General features: G+C 64.3%; 16 protein-coding genes and 1 tRNA gene. 5 read left to right on the top strand and 12 right to left on the bottom strand.

Annotation, left to right across the window (positions count from 1 at the left end; genetic code table 11):
- Positions 1-8 precede the first annotated feature (8 nt).
- Both LSQ66_RS24055 and LSQ66_RS24050 read right to left on the bottom strand, forming a co-directional pair.
- A complete protein-coding gene (locus tag LSQ66_RS24055) occupies positions 9-860 on the bottom strand; it encodes an MOSC domain-containing protein (RefSeq protein WP_231767675.1) in 852 nt (283 codons plus the stop codon).
- A gap of 91 nt (positions 861-951) precedes the next feature.
- Positions 952-2,409, bottom strand: a complete 1,458-nt coding sequence (locus tag LSQ66_RS24050; protein ID WP_231767674.1) for an NYN domain-containing protein — start codon at positions 2,407-2,409, stop codon at positions 952-954.
- A 79-nt stretch (positions 2,410-2,488) separates the two neighbouring features.
- Here LSQ66_RS24050 and LSQ66_RS24045 point away from each other — a divergent pair, with 79 nt between their 5' ends.
- The gene (locus LSQ66_RS24045) at positions 2,489-3,511 is read left to right on the top strand and encodes a proline iminopeptidase-family hydrolase (RefSeq protein ID WP_231767673.1); all 1,023 of its coding nucleotides are present in this window, start codon (positions 2,489-2,491) and stop codon (positions 3,509-3,511) included.
- Entirely contained in the window at positions 3,508-3,993 is a 486-nt protein-coding gene (locus LSQ66_RS24040) for a nuclear transport factor 2 family protein (RefSeq protein WP_231767672.1), read from the top strand. The genes LSQ66_RS24045 and LSQ66_RS24040 overlap by 4 nt, the downstream gene beginning before the upstream one ends.
- A 27-nt stretch (positions 3,994-4,020) precedes the next feature.
- Here the strand turns inward: LSQ66_RS24040 and ychF are convergent, their stop codons facing one another.
- The 9 genes from ychF to LSQ66_RS23995 form a co-directional block, all read right to left on the bottom strand.
- Positions 4,021-5,112 (bottom strand): redox-regulated ATPase YchF, encoded by a 1,092-nt coding sequence (gene ychF, locus LSQ66_RS24035; RefSeq protein ID WP_231767671.1) that lies wholly within the window; start codon positions 5,110-5,112, stop codon positions 4,021-4,023.
- 83 nt (positions 5,113-5,195) lie between these two features.
- Entirely contained in the window at positions 5,196-5,525 is a 330-nt protein-coding gene (locus LSQ66_RS24030) for an addiction module antidote protein (RefSeq protein WP_231767670.1), read from the bottom strand.
- A gap of 146 nt (positions 5,526-5,671) precedes the next feature.
- Positions 5,672-6,256, bottom strand: coding sequence for an aminoacyl-tRNA hydrolase (pth, locus tag LSQ66_RS24025; RefSeq protein ID WP_231767669.1), 585 nt, complete (start codon positions 6,254-6,256; stop codon positions 5,672-5,674).
- Between the two features lie 88 nt (positions 6,257-6,344).
- Positions 6,345-6,944, bottom strand: a complete 600-nt coding sequence (locus LSQ66_RS24020; protein WP_231767668.1) for a 50S ribosomal protein L25/general stress protein Ctc — start codon at positions 6,942-6,944, stop codon at positions 6,345-6,347.
- Between the two features lie 104 nt (positions 6,945-7,048).
- Positions 7,049-7,999, bottom strand: coding sequence for a ribose-phosphate pyrophosphokinase (locus tag LSQ66_RS24015; RefSeq protein WP_231767667.1), 951 nt, complete (start codon positions 7,997-7,999; stop codon positions 7,049-7,051).
- A gap of 116 nt (positions 8,000-8,115) precedes the next feature.
- Positions 8,116-8,192, bottom strand: a tRNA-Gln gene (locus LSQ66_RS24010).
- 75 nt (positions 8,193-8,267) lie between these two features.
- Positions 8,268-9,146 (bottom strand): 4-(cytidine 5'-diphospho)-2-C-methyl-D-erythritol kinase, encoded by an 879-nt coding sequence (gene ispE, locus LSQ66_RS24005; protein WP_231767666.1) that lies wholly within the window; start codon positions 9,144-9,146, stop codon positions 8,268-8,270.
- 6 nt (positions 9,147-9,152) lie between these two features.
- Positions 9,153-9,749 carry a lipoprotein insertase outer membrane protein LolB gene (lolB, locus tag LSQ66_RS24000; RefSeq protein ID WP_231767665.1) on the bottom strand — a complete coding sequence of 199 codons (597 nt, stop codon included), beginning with the start codon at positions 9,747-9,749 and terminating at the stop codon, positions 9,153-9,155.
- A 6-nt stretch (positions 9,750-9,755) separates the two neighbouring features.
- Positions 9,756-11,561, bottom strand: a complete 1,806-nt coding sequence (locus LSQ66_RS23995; RefSeq protein ID WP_231767664.1) for a tetratricopeptide repeat protein — start codon at positions 11,559-11,561, stop codon at positions 9,756-9,758.
- A gap of 119 nt (positions 11,562-11,680) precedes the next feature.
- Between LSQ66_RS23995 and mutM the strand changes: the two genes are divergently transcribed.
- Genes mutM through mutY form a run of 3 tightly spaced genes read left to right on the top strand, consistent with a single transcriptional unit; the run spans position 11,681 to position 15,603 of the window.
- The gene (gene mutM, locus LSQ66_RS23990; protein ID WP_231767663.1) at positions 11,681-12,514 is read left to right on the top strand and encodes a bifunctional DNA-formamidopyrimidine glycosylase/DNA-(apurinic or apyrimidinic site) lyase; all 834 of its coding nucleotides are present in this window, start codon (positions 11,681-11,683) and stop codon (positions 12,512-12,514) included.
- Positions 12,515-12,544: 30 nt separating this feature from the next.
- Complete coding sequence (locus tag LSQ66_RS23985; protein ID WP_231770192.1) at positions 12,545-14,473, top strand: dynamin family protein; 1,929 nt, start codon at positions 12,545-12,547, stop codon at positions 14,471-14,473.
- 8 nt (positions 14,474-14,481) lie between these two features.
- A complete protein-coding gene (mutY, locus tag LSQ66_RS23980) occupies positions 14,482-15,603 on the top strand; it encodes an A/G-specific adenine glycosylase (RefSeq protein ID WP_231767662.1) in 1,122 nt (373 codons plus the stop codon).
- On the opposite strand, the gene LSQ66_RS23975 is transcribed toward mutY, so the two are convergent.
- Complete coding sequence (locus tag LSQ66_RS23975) at positions 15,600-15,866, bottom strand: hypothetical protein (RefSeq protein ID WP_231767661.1); 267 nt, start codon at positions 15,864-15,866, stop codon at positions 15,600-15,602. The two genes, mutY and LSQ66_RS23975, sit on opposite strands and share 4 nt — an antisense overlap.
- Positions 15,867-15,869: the final 3 nt, after the last annotated feature.

Here is a 15,869-nt window from a genome sequence, read left to right as displayed (position 1 = left end):
TGCCCAGATCAAAACGCCAGTTCGACTTCAATCTCCTGCCCCACTTCCACCTGCTGGCCGTCGCCTTCGAGCACGATGCTGTTCATGCCGAAGCAGATGGCCCCTTCCACTTCCGCCTTGGCGCGGTAGGCCTGCAGGATATCCATCGGGTCCGGGCCGAACTCGCCGGTGGCCTGGTCGATGGAGGGCATGGGGCAGCGAGGACAGGGCTTGACGGGTTTGAGCAGCAGCTCGCCCGCGCGCAGGCTCTCGGCATAGTCCTCTTCGAAGGCGCCGATGCCGTCGATGACGAGGTTCGGGCGGAAGCGGTTCATGGGAATGCGCTCGCGGCCCTTCGCGCCCAGCTTGTCGTTCAGGTCCTCCAGGGAGGCCGTGCCCGTGACCAGGATGGGGTAGCCGTCCGAGAACAGGGTGGGCGCATCCACGCCCTTGGTCCATTTGGGATTGGCCAGGCGCACCACGTCCGGATGGAAGCGGGCCAGGCGGCACGGTACGCCAAGGAAGCTGCTGAACCAGGCGGCCGTGGTGGCGTCGCAGTCGTAGGCCTTGAGCTCCTCCTCCCACAGCTCGACGCCGATCAGGGAGGCGTCTTCCGGATGGGGCAGGCCGAGAGGAATTTCGAGCTGCAGCATGCCGGGAGCGCGCAGCTCCAGCGTGTCCAGTTTGATGCGCGGGGTGATCAGGGCCATGCGCGGATGTTCGCGCTGGGTCAGGCAGACGCCGCTCAGGTCCACCACCATCCATTCGCGGTCGTAGATGTGCTCGGACATCAGCCCGGCGCGCGTGACCATGGCCTTGCGCAGGGAGATGCCCGCGCAGGACTTGATCGGATACAGGACGATTTCGGACAGGGTGGCCATGAATGCTGTTGGTTCGTTTATGACAGCAAGTATGGCAGTAAAGCGCCCGCCAGTAAATCGGCGGGCGCTCGGCGGGATGATTGTCCCGCGCTTAGCCTTCGGCCTTCGCCTTGGGCTTGCGCGGCAGGCGGCTGCGCGCTGGAGCCTGGTGCTTGCCGGGCTTGGGCACGCGCTTGGCGGGCGTTGTTTTTTCGGCCACAGGCGCGTCCTCCGAGGCGGGCGCTTCGGCGGACGCAGCTTCTACCGGGGCTTCTGCTTCCACTGGGCCGCTGCGCGCGGAGGCGCGGCTGGCGCGCGGTGCGCGGGCGGGCTTGGCGGCAGGCGCTTCCGCCTTCCCGGCCTGCGCCTCTCCGGCTTCCGCCGTATCGCCTTCCGCTGCCGCCGCCTTGCTGCGGCTCGTCTTGCGGGCAGCGGCCTTGCGGGCCGGACGCTTCGCAGGCACAGCCTCGGCGGGCGCCGCTTCGGCCGCAGGCTGTTCCGCCGCTTCCGGCACGGGAATCGGCGCCATGTCGACGTCGGCTTCCGCTACCGGGGCAGACTCCTCGCCTGCCGGACCCTGCGCTTCGCGCTCGGCGCCTCCGCGGCGGTTACGGCCGCCACGGTTGCCGCGGCCGCGCCGCCCTTCCGGACGCGCCTCGGCACTCTCTGCGGCTTCCACCGGCTCGGCGGCCTGCTCCACATCCGCCACCGGCGCTTCATGCGCCGCAGGCGCGGCTACGGCAGGCAGGGCGCCGCCCGCGCTGCGGTAGACATAGGCGCCGGACTTCTCGTCGCGCCCGAATTCCAGCATGCCGCGCGCCTTCATCTCCTCCAGCAGGTTGCCGAAGGTGCGGAAGCCGTAATAGGCCTCGTTGAAGTCCGGCTTGCGGCGCTTGATCGCTTCCTTCAGCACCGAAGCCCAGATCTTGCCGCTGTCGCCGCGTTCGGCCATCAGCGCATCGAAAGTCTCGTAGGCGATTTCCACGGCCTGGGTGCGGCGCTTGTCCATCTCCTCGCGCTTGCGCTTCTCCTCTTCCGGCGAACGCTTCGGCTGCTGCGCATCGCGCTGGTCGCGCCGGGCCCCGTGGCGGCGGCTCTCGCGTACCAGGTCGTCATAGAAGATGAATTCGTCGCAGCCCGCCACCAGCAGGTCGGAGGTGGAATCCTTCACGCCCACGCCGATCACCTTCTTGTTGTTCTCTCGCAGCTTCGACACCAGCGGCGAAAAATCGGAATCGCCCGAGATGATGACGAAGGTGTTGACGTGGGATTTCGTGTAGCAGAGGTCCAGTGCGTCCACCACCATGCGGATGTCGGCCGAGTTCTTGCCCGACATGCGCACGTGGGGAATCTCGATCAGCTCGAAATTCGCTTCATGCATCGCGCCCTTGAAGCCCTTGTAGCGGTCCCAGTCGCAGTACGCCTTCTTGACGACGATGCTGCCCTTGAGCAGCAGGCGCTCCAGCACCGGACGGATATCGAATTTCTCGTAGTTCGCGTCCCGCACGCCCAGTGCGACGTTTTCGAAGTCGCAGAACAGCGCCATGCTGACGTTTTCGTTGGATGCCATGATTCCGTTTGTTGATTGTGCAATCTTCCGATTATACAGGCTGGTGTATCCTGCACGCTTCAACTTATCCCGAGAGGTAATGATGAAATTCCTGCTGGCCCTTCTTGCCGCGCTGTCCCTGTCCACCGCATGCCTGGCGCAGGCCGCCCCCTCCTACTTCGACAATACGGGCCGCAGCGACGTGCTGTCCGGCGGCGCGCGCATGATCCCCATCCAGACCCCAAAGGGCCAGTTCAAGGTGTGGACCAAGCGCGTGGGGAACAACCCGACAATCAAGGTGCTGCTGCTGCACGGCGGCCCGGGCGCCACGCACGAATACTTCGAAGCCTTCGACAGCTACTTCCCGGGCGCGGGCATCGAGTACTACTACTATGACCAGCTGGGCTCCGCCTACAGCGACCAGCCGGACGATCCCTCGCTGCTGGACACCGCACGCTTCGTGGAGGAAGTGGAACAGGTGCGCAAGGCCCTTGGCCTGGACAGGAACAACTTCTATCTGCTCGGGCATTCCTGGGGCGGCATCCTCGCCATGGAATACGCGCTGAAATACCAGCAGAACCTGAAGGGCCTCATCATCTCGAACATGATGGCCAGCATCCCGGCGTATAACGAATACGCGAGCAAGGTGCTGATGCCGAAGATGGACCAGAAGGTGCTCGCCGAGATCAAGCAGCTCGAAGCGGAGAAGAAGTACACCGACCCGCGTTATATGGAGCTGCTGATGCCCGCGCACTACGTCCACCACATCCTGCGCATGCCGCCGGACCAGTGGCCCGAGCCGGTGAACCGGTCCTTCGCACGCCTGAACCCAAAGGTCTATGTGCCGATGCAGGGCCCGAGCGAACTTGGCGCCAGCGGCATCCTGGAGAACTGGGACCGCGTGAAAGACCTGCCGAAGATCGCCGTGCCCACGCTGGTGATCGGCGCCGAATATGACACCATGGACCCGGCGCACATGAAGATGATGTCGCAGAAGGTGAAGCACGGCAGCTATCTCTACTGCCCGAAAGGCAGCCACATGGCCATGTACGACGACCAGCAGACCTACTTCAAGGGCCTGATCAAGTTCCTGCGCGACAGCGACAGGAAGGCCGCCAAATGAAGCGCCTGTTCATTGCACTGGCCTTGTGCGCCGCGGCTGCGGGCACCTTCGCGCAGGACTCGGACGCCGCTTTCCGCCAGCAGGTGAACGCCTTCGTCGACCGCTGGCACGACGACGCGGCCAACACCCGTCCCGAGTACTTCGACAAGATCGCCCCGCAAGGCATCTACATTGGCACGGACAAGACGGAAGTGTGGACGCGCGACGAATTCAAGGCCTGGGCCAAGCGCTTCTGGGACCGCAAGAAAGCCTGGAGCTTCACGGCGCAGAAGCGCAACGTCTACTTCTCGCCCGACAAAAAGTATGTGTGGTTCGACGAGCAGCTGAACACCCAGATGGGCACCTGCCAGGCCAGCGGGGTGCTGCTCAATACGGGAAACGGCTTCCTCATCGAGCACTACCAGCTCTCGCTGGCCGTGCCAAATTCGGCGCTCGGCTCGGTCACCAAGCTGATTGCCGCGGACGAAGCGAAGCAGAAGTAAAAAATCCCGCCGGGGCGGGATTCTTCGTCAGACGTTGAACAGGAAGTTCAGCACGTCGCCATCCTTGACGACGTATTCCTTGCCCTCGGCGCGCATCTTGCCCGCCTCCTTCGCGCCAGCCTCGCCCTTGTAGGCGATGAAGTCTTCGAAGGCGATGGTCTGGGCGCGGATGAAGCCGCGCTCGAAGTCGGTGTGGATCACGCCCGCGGCCTGCGGGGCGGTGTCGCCGACGTGGATGGTCCACGCGCGCACTTCCTTCACGCCTGCGGTGAAGTAGGTCTGCAGGCCAAGCAGCTTGAAGCCAGCGCGGATCAGGCGGTCCAGGCCCGGCTCGTCCATGCCCATGTCCTGCAGGAACGCAGCCTTGTCTTCCTCTTCCAGATCGGCGATCTCCGCCTCGATGGCCGCGCAGATGGCGACGATAGGAGCGTTCTGCGCCTTGGCGTATTCGGTCAGCTGGTCCAGCAGCGGGTTGTTGGTGAAGCCGGTGTCGGACACGTTGGCCACATACATGGCAGGCTTCGCGGTGATCAGGCACAGCGGCTTGATCAGGGCCATTTCCTCGGCGCTCAGGCCCAGTGCGCGCACCGGCTTGGCATCGTTCAGGGAAGGCAGGATCTTCTCCAGCAGCGACACCAGCTTGGCGGCATCCTTGTCGCCGGAGCGGGCCTTCTTCTGCTCGCGGTGGATGGTCTTCTCCACGGTGCCCATGTCGGCCAGCGCGAGTTCGGTCTGGATCACGGCGATATCGTCCAGCGGGCTCACTTTGCCAGCCACGTGAACCACGTTCTCGTCCTCGAAGCAGCGCACCACGTTGACGATGGCGTCGGTCTCGCGGATGTGGGCCAGGAACTGGTTGCCCAGGCCCTCGCCCTGGGAAGCGCCAGCCACCAGGCCCGCGATATCCACGAACTCCACGATGGCGTTGACGATGCGCTCAGGCTTCACGATCTCGGCCAGCTGCTTCAGGCGCGGATCCGGCACCTCCACCACGCCCACATTCGGCTCGATGGTGCAGAAGGGATAGTTCTCAGCCGGGATACCGGCCTTGGTCAGCGCGTTGAAGAGAGTGGACTTGCCGACGTTCGGCAGGCCGACGATGCCGCATTTGAGACTCATGAAAAACCCTTAACGATGAGATGATATTGCTGCGAGATCGCAGCCGAAGACGAGATTGTACCGCAATACGGTAGGACATCCTTCTAGCTCGTGACTGCTGGCGCAGGCTCTACGGAGAGGCGCATTCCTACCGTTTGCAGTACCGCCAGAAGAGTTTTCAGGGTGGGATTGCCTTTGGGGGAAAGGGCGCGATAAAGCGCTTCACGGCTAATGCCTGCCTGCGCAGCAACCTGCGCCAGACCGCCATATGCTTCCGCAATCGTGCGAAGGGCCAGGAGCCCTCCCGCCCTCTCGTTGGGGTCTGCGAGCGACTCCATTGCAACCTTGAGGTATTCGACAGCCAGCGCGTGATCGGCTCGCAGCTCCTCGATCTCCCGCAACTCATGCGAAACCGCATTGGCGACTTTTCTCATGACCGGCCCTCCTTCCAATTGGTCCAATATGCCTTGGCACGGCGAATATCTTGGTAGCGAAAGAGCTCCATCGCCATTCCATTGTAGCTTATAAGTTACAGCAGAATGCGCCTTCCGGCGTGCGGGCGTATTGCGCCCGCATAAGCTCAGGGGGTGTGGAGCTGCATGGTGGCGGCGGGGAATTTGCCTTCGACCGCCAGGGGGATGATCTTCAGGCTCTTTTCGATGGCTTCGTCGATCAGGAGCTGGTCTTCGCGGCGGGGACGGTGGAGGACGAAGTCGGCCACGTTCTGCGTGAGGTTCAGGGTGCGCGGGTGGCCGATGCCGATGCGCAGGCGCCAGTACTCTTGGGTGCCCAAGGCCGCCGTGATGTCCTTCAGGCCGTTGTGCCCGCCCGAGGAGCCGCCTTTCTTCAGCTTGGCCGCGCCGGGCGGCAGGTCCAGCTCGTCGTGCACGACGAGGATTTCGTCGGGGTTGATCTTGAAGAAGCGCGCCAGCCCGCCCACGGACTGGCCGGAGCGGTTCATGTAGGTCTGCGGTTCGAGCAGCCACACTTCCTTGCCGCCGATCGAGGTCTTGGCGGCCAGCGCATTGAAGCGGCTTTCGCGCTGGAGGAAGCAGCCGGGCAGCCCGCGCGCCAGGTTGTCGACCAGCCAGAAGCCGGCATTGTGGCGGGTTTGCTCGTATTCGGGTCCGGGATTTCCCAGGCCGACGATCAGGCGGATGGTCATGGCGCGTTGTTCAATGAAAACGTGATTATAAAAAAACCCTGCCGTTGCGGGCAGGGTTTTTCGCGGAAGCGCCCGAGGGCGCAGCCGATTACTTCTTCTCTTCAGCAGCAGCCGCTTCAGCGGACACCTGGCCAGCCGGCACCGATGCGGTGGCGATGGTCACGTTGGTGCCGTGGGTCACGACGGTCACGCCTTCCGGCAGCTTCAGGTCGGAAGCGTGCAGGGAGGTGCCCACGTCCATCTTGGACAGGTCGACGGAGATGAACTCTGGCAGCTTGGCTGGCAGGCAGGAGATCTCGATTTCGTTGGCCACGTGGCTGATGGTGGCGCCGTGCAGCTTCACAGCTGGGGACACGTCGGCGTTTTCGAAGTGCAGAGCCACTTTCACGTGGATCGGCTGGTTGGCGTCAACGCGCTGGAAGTCGGCGTGCAGCACCAGTTGCTTGTATGCGTGCATCTGGAAGTCACGCAGCAGCACTTTCTGGGATTTGCCGTCGATTTCCAGGTCCAGGATGGACGAGTGGAAGGCTTCTTTCTTCAGCGCGTGGAACAGTGCGTTGTGGTCCAGGGCGATGGTCACCGGTGCTTCGGTGCCGCCGTAGATGATGCCAGGGGTCTGGCCGGAATTACGCAGGCGGCGGCTCGCACCCGTGCCCTGCAGTTCACGTTTGAATGCTACAACTTTCATTTGGAACTCCAAAAATAAAGCAGGGCTTGTGCCCTGCAAAGTAAGAAGCCTTCCGCGACCAGAAGGCTCCGAAAATCGGCAGCGGTTGCCCGCCGCCGGAAATCTCAGTCCACGAACAGGGAGATGACGGAATCGCCCTTGATAATGCGTTTGAACGTTTCAGCCAGCAGCGGCGCGCAGGTGAGCTGGCGGATCTTGCCGCAGGCCTTGGCCGCGTCGGACAGCGGAATCGTGTCCGTCACCACCAGTTCGTCCAGCGAGGAGCCGGTGATGCGCTCGATGGCCGGGCCGGACAGCACAGCGTGCGTGCAGTAGGCGATCACTTTCTGGGCGCCGCGCTCCTTCAGCACTTCGGCAGCCTTCACCAGCGTGCCTGCGGTGTCGACCATGTCGTCCATGATCACGCAGTTGCGGCCTTCCACGTCGCCGATGATGTTCATCACTTCCGACACGTTCGCCTTCGGGCGGCGCTTGTCGATGATGGCCAGGTCGCAGCCCAGGCGCTTGGCCAGCGCACGGGCGCGCACCACGCCGCCGACGTCCGGCGACACCACCAGCAGGTCCTGGTAGTCCTTCTTCTGCAGGTCGCCCAGCAGGATCGGGGAGGCGTAAATGTTATCGACCGGAATGTCGAAGAAGCCCTGGATCTGGTCGGCGTGCAGGTCCATGATCAGCACGCGTTCCACGCCGGCTTCTTCCAGCATGTTCGCGATCACCTTGGCCGAGATCGCCACGCGCGCCGAGCGCGGGCGGCGGTCCTGACGGGCGTAACCGAAGTAGGGGATGGCAGCCGTGATACGGCCAGCGGACGCACGTTTCAGGGCATCGACCATCAGGATCAGTTCCATCAGGTTGTCGTTGGTCGGCGCGCAGGTCGATTGCAGAACGAAGACGTCTTTGCCGCGCACGTTTTCGTTGATTTCGACCATCACTTCGCCGTCCGAGAATTTCGAAACGACTGCCTTGCCGAGCGGGATGCCGAGATTCTTTGCGACCCCTTCTGCCAACGCAGGGTTAGCGTTGCCGGTAAAAACCATCAGGTTTTCGTAAGCCATTGGGAGTCCCAAGAAGGTAATTGATGAATCTTTTTGAAAGGATGCTCCGGCGCGGCGGGAGCATCTTTGCTTTACTCCGGCTGGAGCAAGCGCTCGACAGATCCGGAGAAAACGGGTGGCAGGGGAACAAGGATTCGAACCTTGGTATGCCGGAATCAAAATCCGGTGCCTTAACCAGCTTGGCGATTCCCCTACGCAACTGACTGCTTTTCGTCAATTGGCCAGTATTATACTGCCTAAACAACGCAAAGCCAAATCTTTTTACGCCTTACAACATGCCGGCCAGGGGGTGCCTGGACAGCGCTTTTGCCTTCCACGCGCTCCAGGCCGGAGGCACTTTTTCGAGCACCGCGTCGGCCTGTTCTTCGCTCTCGAAGGCGCAGAACACACAAGCACCGGAGCCAGTCATCCTGGCATCGCCGTAAGCCCCCAGCCATTCTACCGCCTCGGCTACCGGCGGGAACAAGCGGGTGGCCACTTGCTGCAAGTCGTTTTTCCCGAAACCCCTCAGTTTGTTGCCTTGCTGAAGGTGTCTGGAAAAGTCCGCCATTATGACGGCCGGGGTATCTCTTGTCAAATATTCCGAGGTAAAAATTTTTGCTGTCGGAACGGCAACTCCAGGCTCCAGCACCACGTACCAGCACTCTGGCGCGGCCACCGGCTGCAGGGCTTCCCCCACCCCCTCGGCGAAGGCGGTTTCGCCGAAAATGAAGAAGGGAATGTCCGCGCCGAGGGGCAGGCCCAGGTCCATCAGCTCCTGCCTGCCCAGGCCGGCCTGCCACAGCTTGTTCAGCACCATGAGGGTGGTGGCCGCGTCCGAGGAGCCGCCCCCTACCCCGCCGCCCATGGGCAGGATCTTCTCGATTTCGATGTCCACGCCCGGCGGCAGGCTGCCCGTGCGGCGCTGCACTTCGGCCTGCAGCAGCTTCGCCGCGCGGATGATCAGGTCCTGCTCCTCGGGCACGCCAGGCACCTCGTTCACGCGGCGCAGGGCGTGGTCGCCGCGCAGGGTGAAATGCAGCATGTCGCTGCGGTCGATGATCTGGAACACGGTCTGCAGCAGGTGGTAGCCGTCCGGGCGGCGGCCGGTTACGTGCAGGAACAGGTTGAGCTTGGCCGGGGCCGGGCAATTCTTCAGGCTTTGCATTGGTACTCAGTTGGCGGCATCGAGCGCGATGCGGATGGTAATGTCGGTAACGGGGCCGCTGGCGGCGCGTTCCAGGTCGATGCGCTTCGGCTTGGGCGGATCGCTGTTTTCCTGCCAGCTGACGAAGTTCAGCTGCCAGCCGTCGCGCGTGGTCACGCTGCTGTTGGCGGCGCTGGCCGTGAAGCGCTGGCCGTTTTCGGCCGTGGCATGGCCCTGCAGCCATTCGCGCAGGCCGGACACGGGCAGGGGCCAGCCGAAGGTCTGGGCGGTGAGCGCATCGATGCTGTCCGCGCTGCGCGGCTCCTTACCGTTCTGGATCAGCACCGCCTCGTTCTGCGTGACGGCGATGGTGGCGATGGTGCTGCCCAGAGGGTCATAGAGGGTAATGTCGGTGCGCTGCGGCGTCTGGCGCCAGTCGAACTTCACGGTGACGGAGCCGGGCGTGCCGTCCCGCGTGTAGCTGGCGGACATGCGGCCCGAGAGCGTCAGCGCTTCTCGGTAAGGCGCCACGGCGGCCGTGGACGAGGTGCCGCCGCCGGTGGAGGCGCAGCCTGCGAGCAGCGCGCCGGACAGGGAGAGGATGGCGATCGCGGGTTTGAGCATGGGTCCTCAGAGGCTGATGTTCAGACGCGCCAGCGTGCCGCGCAGCGCGTCGTTCTTCGGGTCCTTGGCGCGCGCCTCGCGCCACAGTTTTTCGGCGCCTTTCCTGTCGCCCTGGCTCCACAGCACTTCGCCCAGGTGCACGGCGATTTCGGGGTCGCTGCGCAGCGCATAGGCCTTGCGCAGCATGGCCTCCGCCTCCTTCATGCGTCCCAGCCGGAACTGCACCCAGCCCATGCTGTCCATGATGTAGGGATCGTTCGGCGCCATCTTCAGCGCCTTTTCGATCAGTTCATAGGCCTCTTCCAGGCGCACGCCGCGTTCCGCGAGGGAGTAGCCCAGGGCGTTGTAGGCGTGGTGGTTGTCCGGCACCACGGCCATCACCTTGCGCAGGGCCTGTTCCATTTCCTCCGTCTTGCCCTGCTTTTCGGCGGCCAGGGCGAAGTCGTAGAGCAGGTCCGGGCTTTCGGGGAAGCGGCCCACGGCTTCGCTCAGGAGCATGAAGGCTTCCGGACCGCGGTCCGCGTCGCGCAGCAGCTGGCCTTCCGTTTGCAGGAGTTCCGCCTGTTCGGCGGGGTCGGCAGCGGTGATTTCGTGCAGCTGCACGATGGCGCCGTCCACATCGCCCTTGCGCGCCGTGATGTGGGCGCGCTTCACGCGGGCGGTGAAGTAGAGGCGTGCATCTTCGCTGTCGATGCGGTCCAGCAGGGCCAGGGCGCCGTCATAGTCGCGGCGCTCCTCGGCGATCTGCGCCAGGATCAGCAGGGCCTTGGACGGATCGCGGTCGCCTTCGCTGCTTTTCTCCAGCACTTCCACATAGCGCTTGAAATAGCTTTCGGCGCGCGGAATGTCGCTCGCCTGCATGGACATGATGCCGAGGGCGTAGAGCGTGCCGGGATTGTCCGGCTGGTCCTTCAGCAGGGTTTCGAACTGCAGGCGCGCCTTGTCGTACTGCTTCTGCTCCACCAGCATGCGGGCATAGGCCGCGCGCACCTCTTTCGCGCCGGGGTTGCGGGCCAGGAAACCGTCGAAGAGCTGGCGCGCCGCGTCCAGGTCCTGCAGCACCTGGGCCATGGTGAGCACGGCCAGTTCGGAATCGGGCTTGAGGTCGATGGCGCGGCGCGCCTCGGCGATGGCGCGGTCGTTGTCGCCGTTGGCGAATGCGCCCTGCGCCAGCACCAGATGCGTTTCCATCATGTTCTCATATGGCCTGGTGACGCGCTCCATCAGCGCGAAGGCGGCGGCCTTGTCGCGCGCGCGCAGCAGGAACTGCTGCATCTGGAACATGACCACGCCGCGCGCCGCGGCGGGCGCCGCCTTCAGGCGTTCCGCGAACACGGCTTCCGATTCGGCGAGATCGTCCCCGAGCACGGAGAAGCCGAGGAAGTATTGCGCCGCCTCGTCGGAATCCGGCGCCAGTTCGCGCCACAGGCGGATGGCGGCGAGCGCCTCGTTGCCCTGCTTCGCCGCCAGCGCCATTTCGGCGGAGCGGCGCGCCAGGCGCGGATCGCGGGTCTGCTGCGCCAGCACCATCATGCTGACGTAGGCGCTTTGCCACTGGCCACGCTTGAAATCCAGTTCCGCCTTGGTGAGCTTGTAGAAAAGGTCGCTGGTGAGCTCCACCGCGGGCAGGGTCTCTTCCTTCGGATGCAGGGTGGCCGCCAGGGAGTCGGCTGCATTCGTACTGGCCGCCTGGGGCGTCTCGGGAGCGGGCGCGGGCTGCGGGGCCGGCGCCTGGGCTTCCTGTTTTTGCGGCGCAACAGCGCAAGCGGACAGCAGGGCCGACAAGGTTACAATGGCGAATGCGTTTTTCAAGGCGTGATCCTGCAAAGTTCGGCTCAAACCTTGATTCTACGCCAAGCCGCCCTTTGCGACTGTTTGCAGGTGTAACGAAGTTTATATGTTGGCATCGTTGCCCTGACCATGAGCCTCCCATGCCAGAATTACCAGAAGTAGAAGTCACCCGGCGCGGCGTCGCGCCCCATATCGAAGGCCGTGCCGTGCGCGATCTCGTGCTGCGGCGCGAAGGCCTGCGCTGGCCGTTCCCGCCCGGCCTGGCGGATGCGCTGCGCGGCCGCACCATTGCGGCGACGGGACGGCGCGGCAAGTACCTGCTCATTCATTTCGAGCACGGCACGCTGATCGTCCACCTGGGCATGTCCGGGCACCTGCGCGTGCTGCCGCCCGGCATACCGGCCGAAAAGCACGACCATGTGGACCTGGTGGTGGAGGACACGGGCGGCCAGCAGGTGCTGCGCATGACGGACCCGCGCCGCTTCGGCGCCGTTCTGTGGCACGCAAACGAGGACGGCGACATCGAGGAACATGCGCTGCTGCGGGGACTGGGCGTGGAACCTCTCGGCCCGGAGTTCAGCGGCGAGCTGCTGTACCGCGAATCGCGTTCGCGCGGCGCCGCCGTGAAGCAGGTGCTGATGGCAGGCGATATCGTGGTCGGCGTGGGGAATATTTACTGCTCGGAGAGCCTGTTCCGCGCCGGGATCAACCCGCGCACGCCCGCGAACCGCATCAGCCGCGCGCGCTATGACAGGCTGGCGCAGGCCATCCGCGAAGTGCTGGCCGAGGCCATCGTGCAGGGAGGCAGCACGCTGCGCGACTTCATCAGCGTGAACGGACAGTCGGGCTACTTCCAGCAATCGTATTTCGTCTATGATCGTGCTGGCGTACCTTGCCGCGTGTGCGGCGCGCCGGTACGCCAGATCAAGCAGGGACAGCGCTCCACCTTCTACTGCGTCACTTGTCAAAAATAACAGGGCATACATAACAGGGCATACCGCATGATGGTCAGGGATCTCCAACAATACAGCGCGTGGCGCCAGGGCGTGGTGAACGCCCTGCAGGACTACCGCAACTGGGCCAGGGAGGCCGAGCTGCTGGACGCGGGCAGCGAGCAGCGCCTGGCGCGCGCCCTGGCCCGGCTCGCGGACGACAAGTTGTCCGTGGCTTTCGTGGCGGAGTTCTCGCGCGGGAAATCGGAGCTGATCAACGCGATCTTCTTCGCGGGCTACGGCCAGCGCATTCTGCCCTCCTCCGCGGGCCGCACCACCATGTGCCCCACGGAGCTGATGTACGACCCGGCGTATCCGCCCTCGCTGCGCCTGCTGCCCATCGAAACGCGGGCCGGCAATCTCTCCACCAGCGACTACCGCGAGGATGACGATGCATGGACCGTGTTCCCGCTGGACCTGCAGTCCGCCGATGCCATGTACGAGGTGCTGCGGCAGGTGAGCACGACCCGGCACGTGAGCGTGGAGGAGGCCAAGCGCTACGGCCTGTATGACGAGGACGATCCAGATATGCCGGTGACGCTGGACGAGCATGGACGGGTCGAGATCTCGCGCTGGCGCCACGCCATCATCAACTTCCCGCATCCCCTGCTGAAGCAGGGGCTGGTGATCCTGGATACGCCGGGCCTGAACGCCATCGGCACAGAGCCCGAGCTGACGCTGAACCTGATTCCGCACGCGCACGCCGTGCTGTTCATCCTGGCCGCCGACACGGGCGTGACCAAGAGCGACATCGAAGTCTGGCGCGACCACATCGGCGCAGGGGCGGGCCGGCTGGTGGTGCTGAACAAGATCGACAGCATGTGGGACGAATTGCGCAGCGATGCGGAGGTGGACGGCGAGATCGCGCGCCAGCAGGACCAGGCGGCCCATCTGCTTGGCGTGGAGACGCGGCAGGTCTTCCCCGTGTCGGCGCAGAAGGCCCTGGTGGGAAAGATCACCGGGGACGCCGCCCTGCTCTCGCGCAGCCGCCTGCAGTCGCTGGAAGACGCCCTGTTCGACGAGCTCATTCCGGCCAAGAAGGACATCGTGCGCAAGCGCCTGGCCGAGGACCTGCAGTCGCTGAACGCGGCCCAGCAGTCCATGCTGGGCGCGCGCATGCGCGGTATCGTGGAGCAGCTGCACGAGCTGAAAAGCCTGCGCGGCAAGAACCGGAATGTGATCGCGCACATGATGCGCCGCGTTGAGGCGGAGAAGAAGGAGTTCGACGCCAGCCTGTTCAAGCTGCAGGCCACGCGCGCCGTCTTCACCCGCCTTTCAACGGACCTGTACACGGGGCTGGGCCTGGACGTGCTGCGCGACCACGTGCTCGCCGTGCGCGATTCCCTCAACCGCAGCCGCTTCTCCACGGGCATGCGCGAGGCCGTGCGCACCTTCTTCGACAGCATCCATGAGGACCTGGACCAGTCGGAACGCAAGGTGGAGGAGATACGCGGCATGATGGAGGCGATGTACCGCAAGTTCTCCGCCGAACACGGCATCTCGCTGGCGATGCCGATGCGCTTCTCCCTGCTCAAGTATCTCGAAGAGATCGAGGACATCGAAGAGGTCTACCACAAGCAGTTCGGCACCGCGACCCTGCTGATGACCAGCCGCGTGGTGCTGATGGAGCGCTTCTTCGATTCGATCGCCTCCTCCGTGAAACGCTGCTACAAGGCGGCGAACGCGGACGCGGAGGCCTGGCTGAAGGTGATCATGGCACCCCTTGAGGCGCAGATACGCCAGCACAAGGAGCAGCTGAAGCACCGCCAGGCTTCGATCCAGCGCATCCACGATGCGACGGACAGCCTGGAACAGAAGATCGAAGCCTTCGAGGCGGAACAGGCCTCGCTGGAACAGGAAAAGGCGCGGCTGGCGGAACTGGCCGGCGCAATCAGTATCGCGGTCAACGCCGAGTTCGTGGCGATGACCGCCGCAGCATAGGAAACGCCTTGCAGTACGAAGACTTTGCAGACCCCAGCTTCTCGGCCGACCTGATCGGCTGGCAGAAACAGCACGGACGCCACGCCCTGCCGTGGCAGAACACCCGCGACGCCTACCGCATCTGGCTTTCCGAGATCATGCTGCAGCAGACGCAGGTCTCGGCGGTGCTGGGCTACTACGGGCGCTTCCTCGAACGCTTCCCCACCCTGCACGACCTGGCCGCCGCGCCGGTGGAGGACGTGATGGCGCAGTGGTCGGGCCTCGGCTACTACACGCGGGCGCGCAACCTGCACAAGTGCGCGCAGCGGGTGGTGGCGGAGTACGGCGGCGTCTTCCCTTCCGATCCCGCGCTGCTGGCGGAGCTGCCGGGCATTGGCCGTTCGACGGCAGCGGCGATCGCCGCCTTCTCGGCGGGTGCGCGCGCCGCCATCATGGATGGCAACGTGAAGCGCGTGTTTGCCCGCGTGTTCGGGATCGACAGCTATCCCGGCGAACGGAAGACGGAAGAAGCCATGTGGCGGCGTGCGGAAGCCCTGCTGCCGCAGGAAGGCATCGAATCGTACACTCAGGGGCTGATGGATATGGGGGCGACGCTATGCACGCGCAGCTCGCCGGATTGCACGCGCTGCCCCATGCAGCCGCGCTGCGTGGCCTTCGCCACTAACCGCGTGAAGGATCTGCCGGTGCGCAAGCCGAAGAAGGCGACGCCGGAGAAACATGCCTTGCTGCTGCTAATGGTGCATCGGGACCAGGTGCTGCTGGAGCAGCGGCCGGCCAGCGGCATCTGGGGCGGCCTGCTCTCACTGCCAGAGCTCTATGGCCATGCCGCGGCGGAAGGCGACACGGCGCCGGAAATCGATCAGCTTGCAGCAGCACAGGCGGTGCAGCAGTTCGGCACGGTGGAATCTCAGGAGCAGCTGCTGCCGGTGACGCATGTGTTCACGCACTACAAACTGCACATGACGCCGCTGCTGATCACGCTGGCCGGCCGCGCGCCGCTGGCGGCCAATGAACGCTACCAGTGGCTCAGTGTGGACCGCATCGCCGCCGCCGCCCTGCCAGCTCCCATCAAGAAGCTCCTGCTCGACCTGCTCGGCCACCGCGCCGAAGCGCAGGCGCGGATGTTCTAGCTCATCATCCTCGCCACAGTCAACGCGGCACTGAAGGTAACGATGGACATTGCAGCCGCCGTTGCGACGAACCATTTGATCAGCCGCGCCTCGAGCGCATCGAGTCTGGCGTCGGACTGGGCCAGCTTTCCCAGCAACTTCGCCTCCAGGCGAGCCAGATCTTCTTTCGTGGCGTAATTGGACATGATGACGGCGACATCTTTCTCGACGGCAGCAAGCCGCCGCTCGATACTGCTGCGCCAAGCCATCTCTTCCTCGTCCATATC

Source organism: Massilia endophytica (assembly GCF_021165955.1).
In the GTDB taxonomy this organism is placed as follows: domain Bacteria; phylum Pseudomonadota; class Gammaproteobacteria; order Burkholderiales; family Burkholderiaceae_D; genus Rugamonas; species Rugamonas endophytica.
Note: the sequence above shows the minus strand (reverse complement) of the source record. Positions and strands in the feature narration are given on the sequence as shown.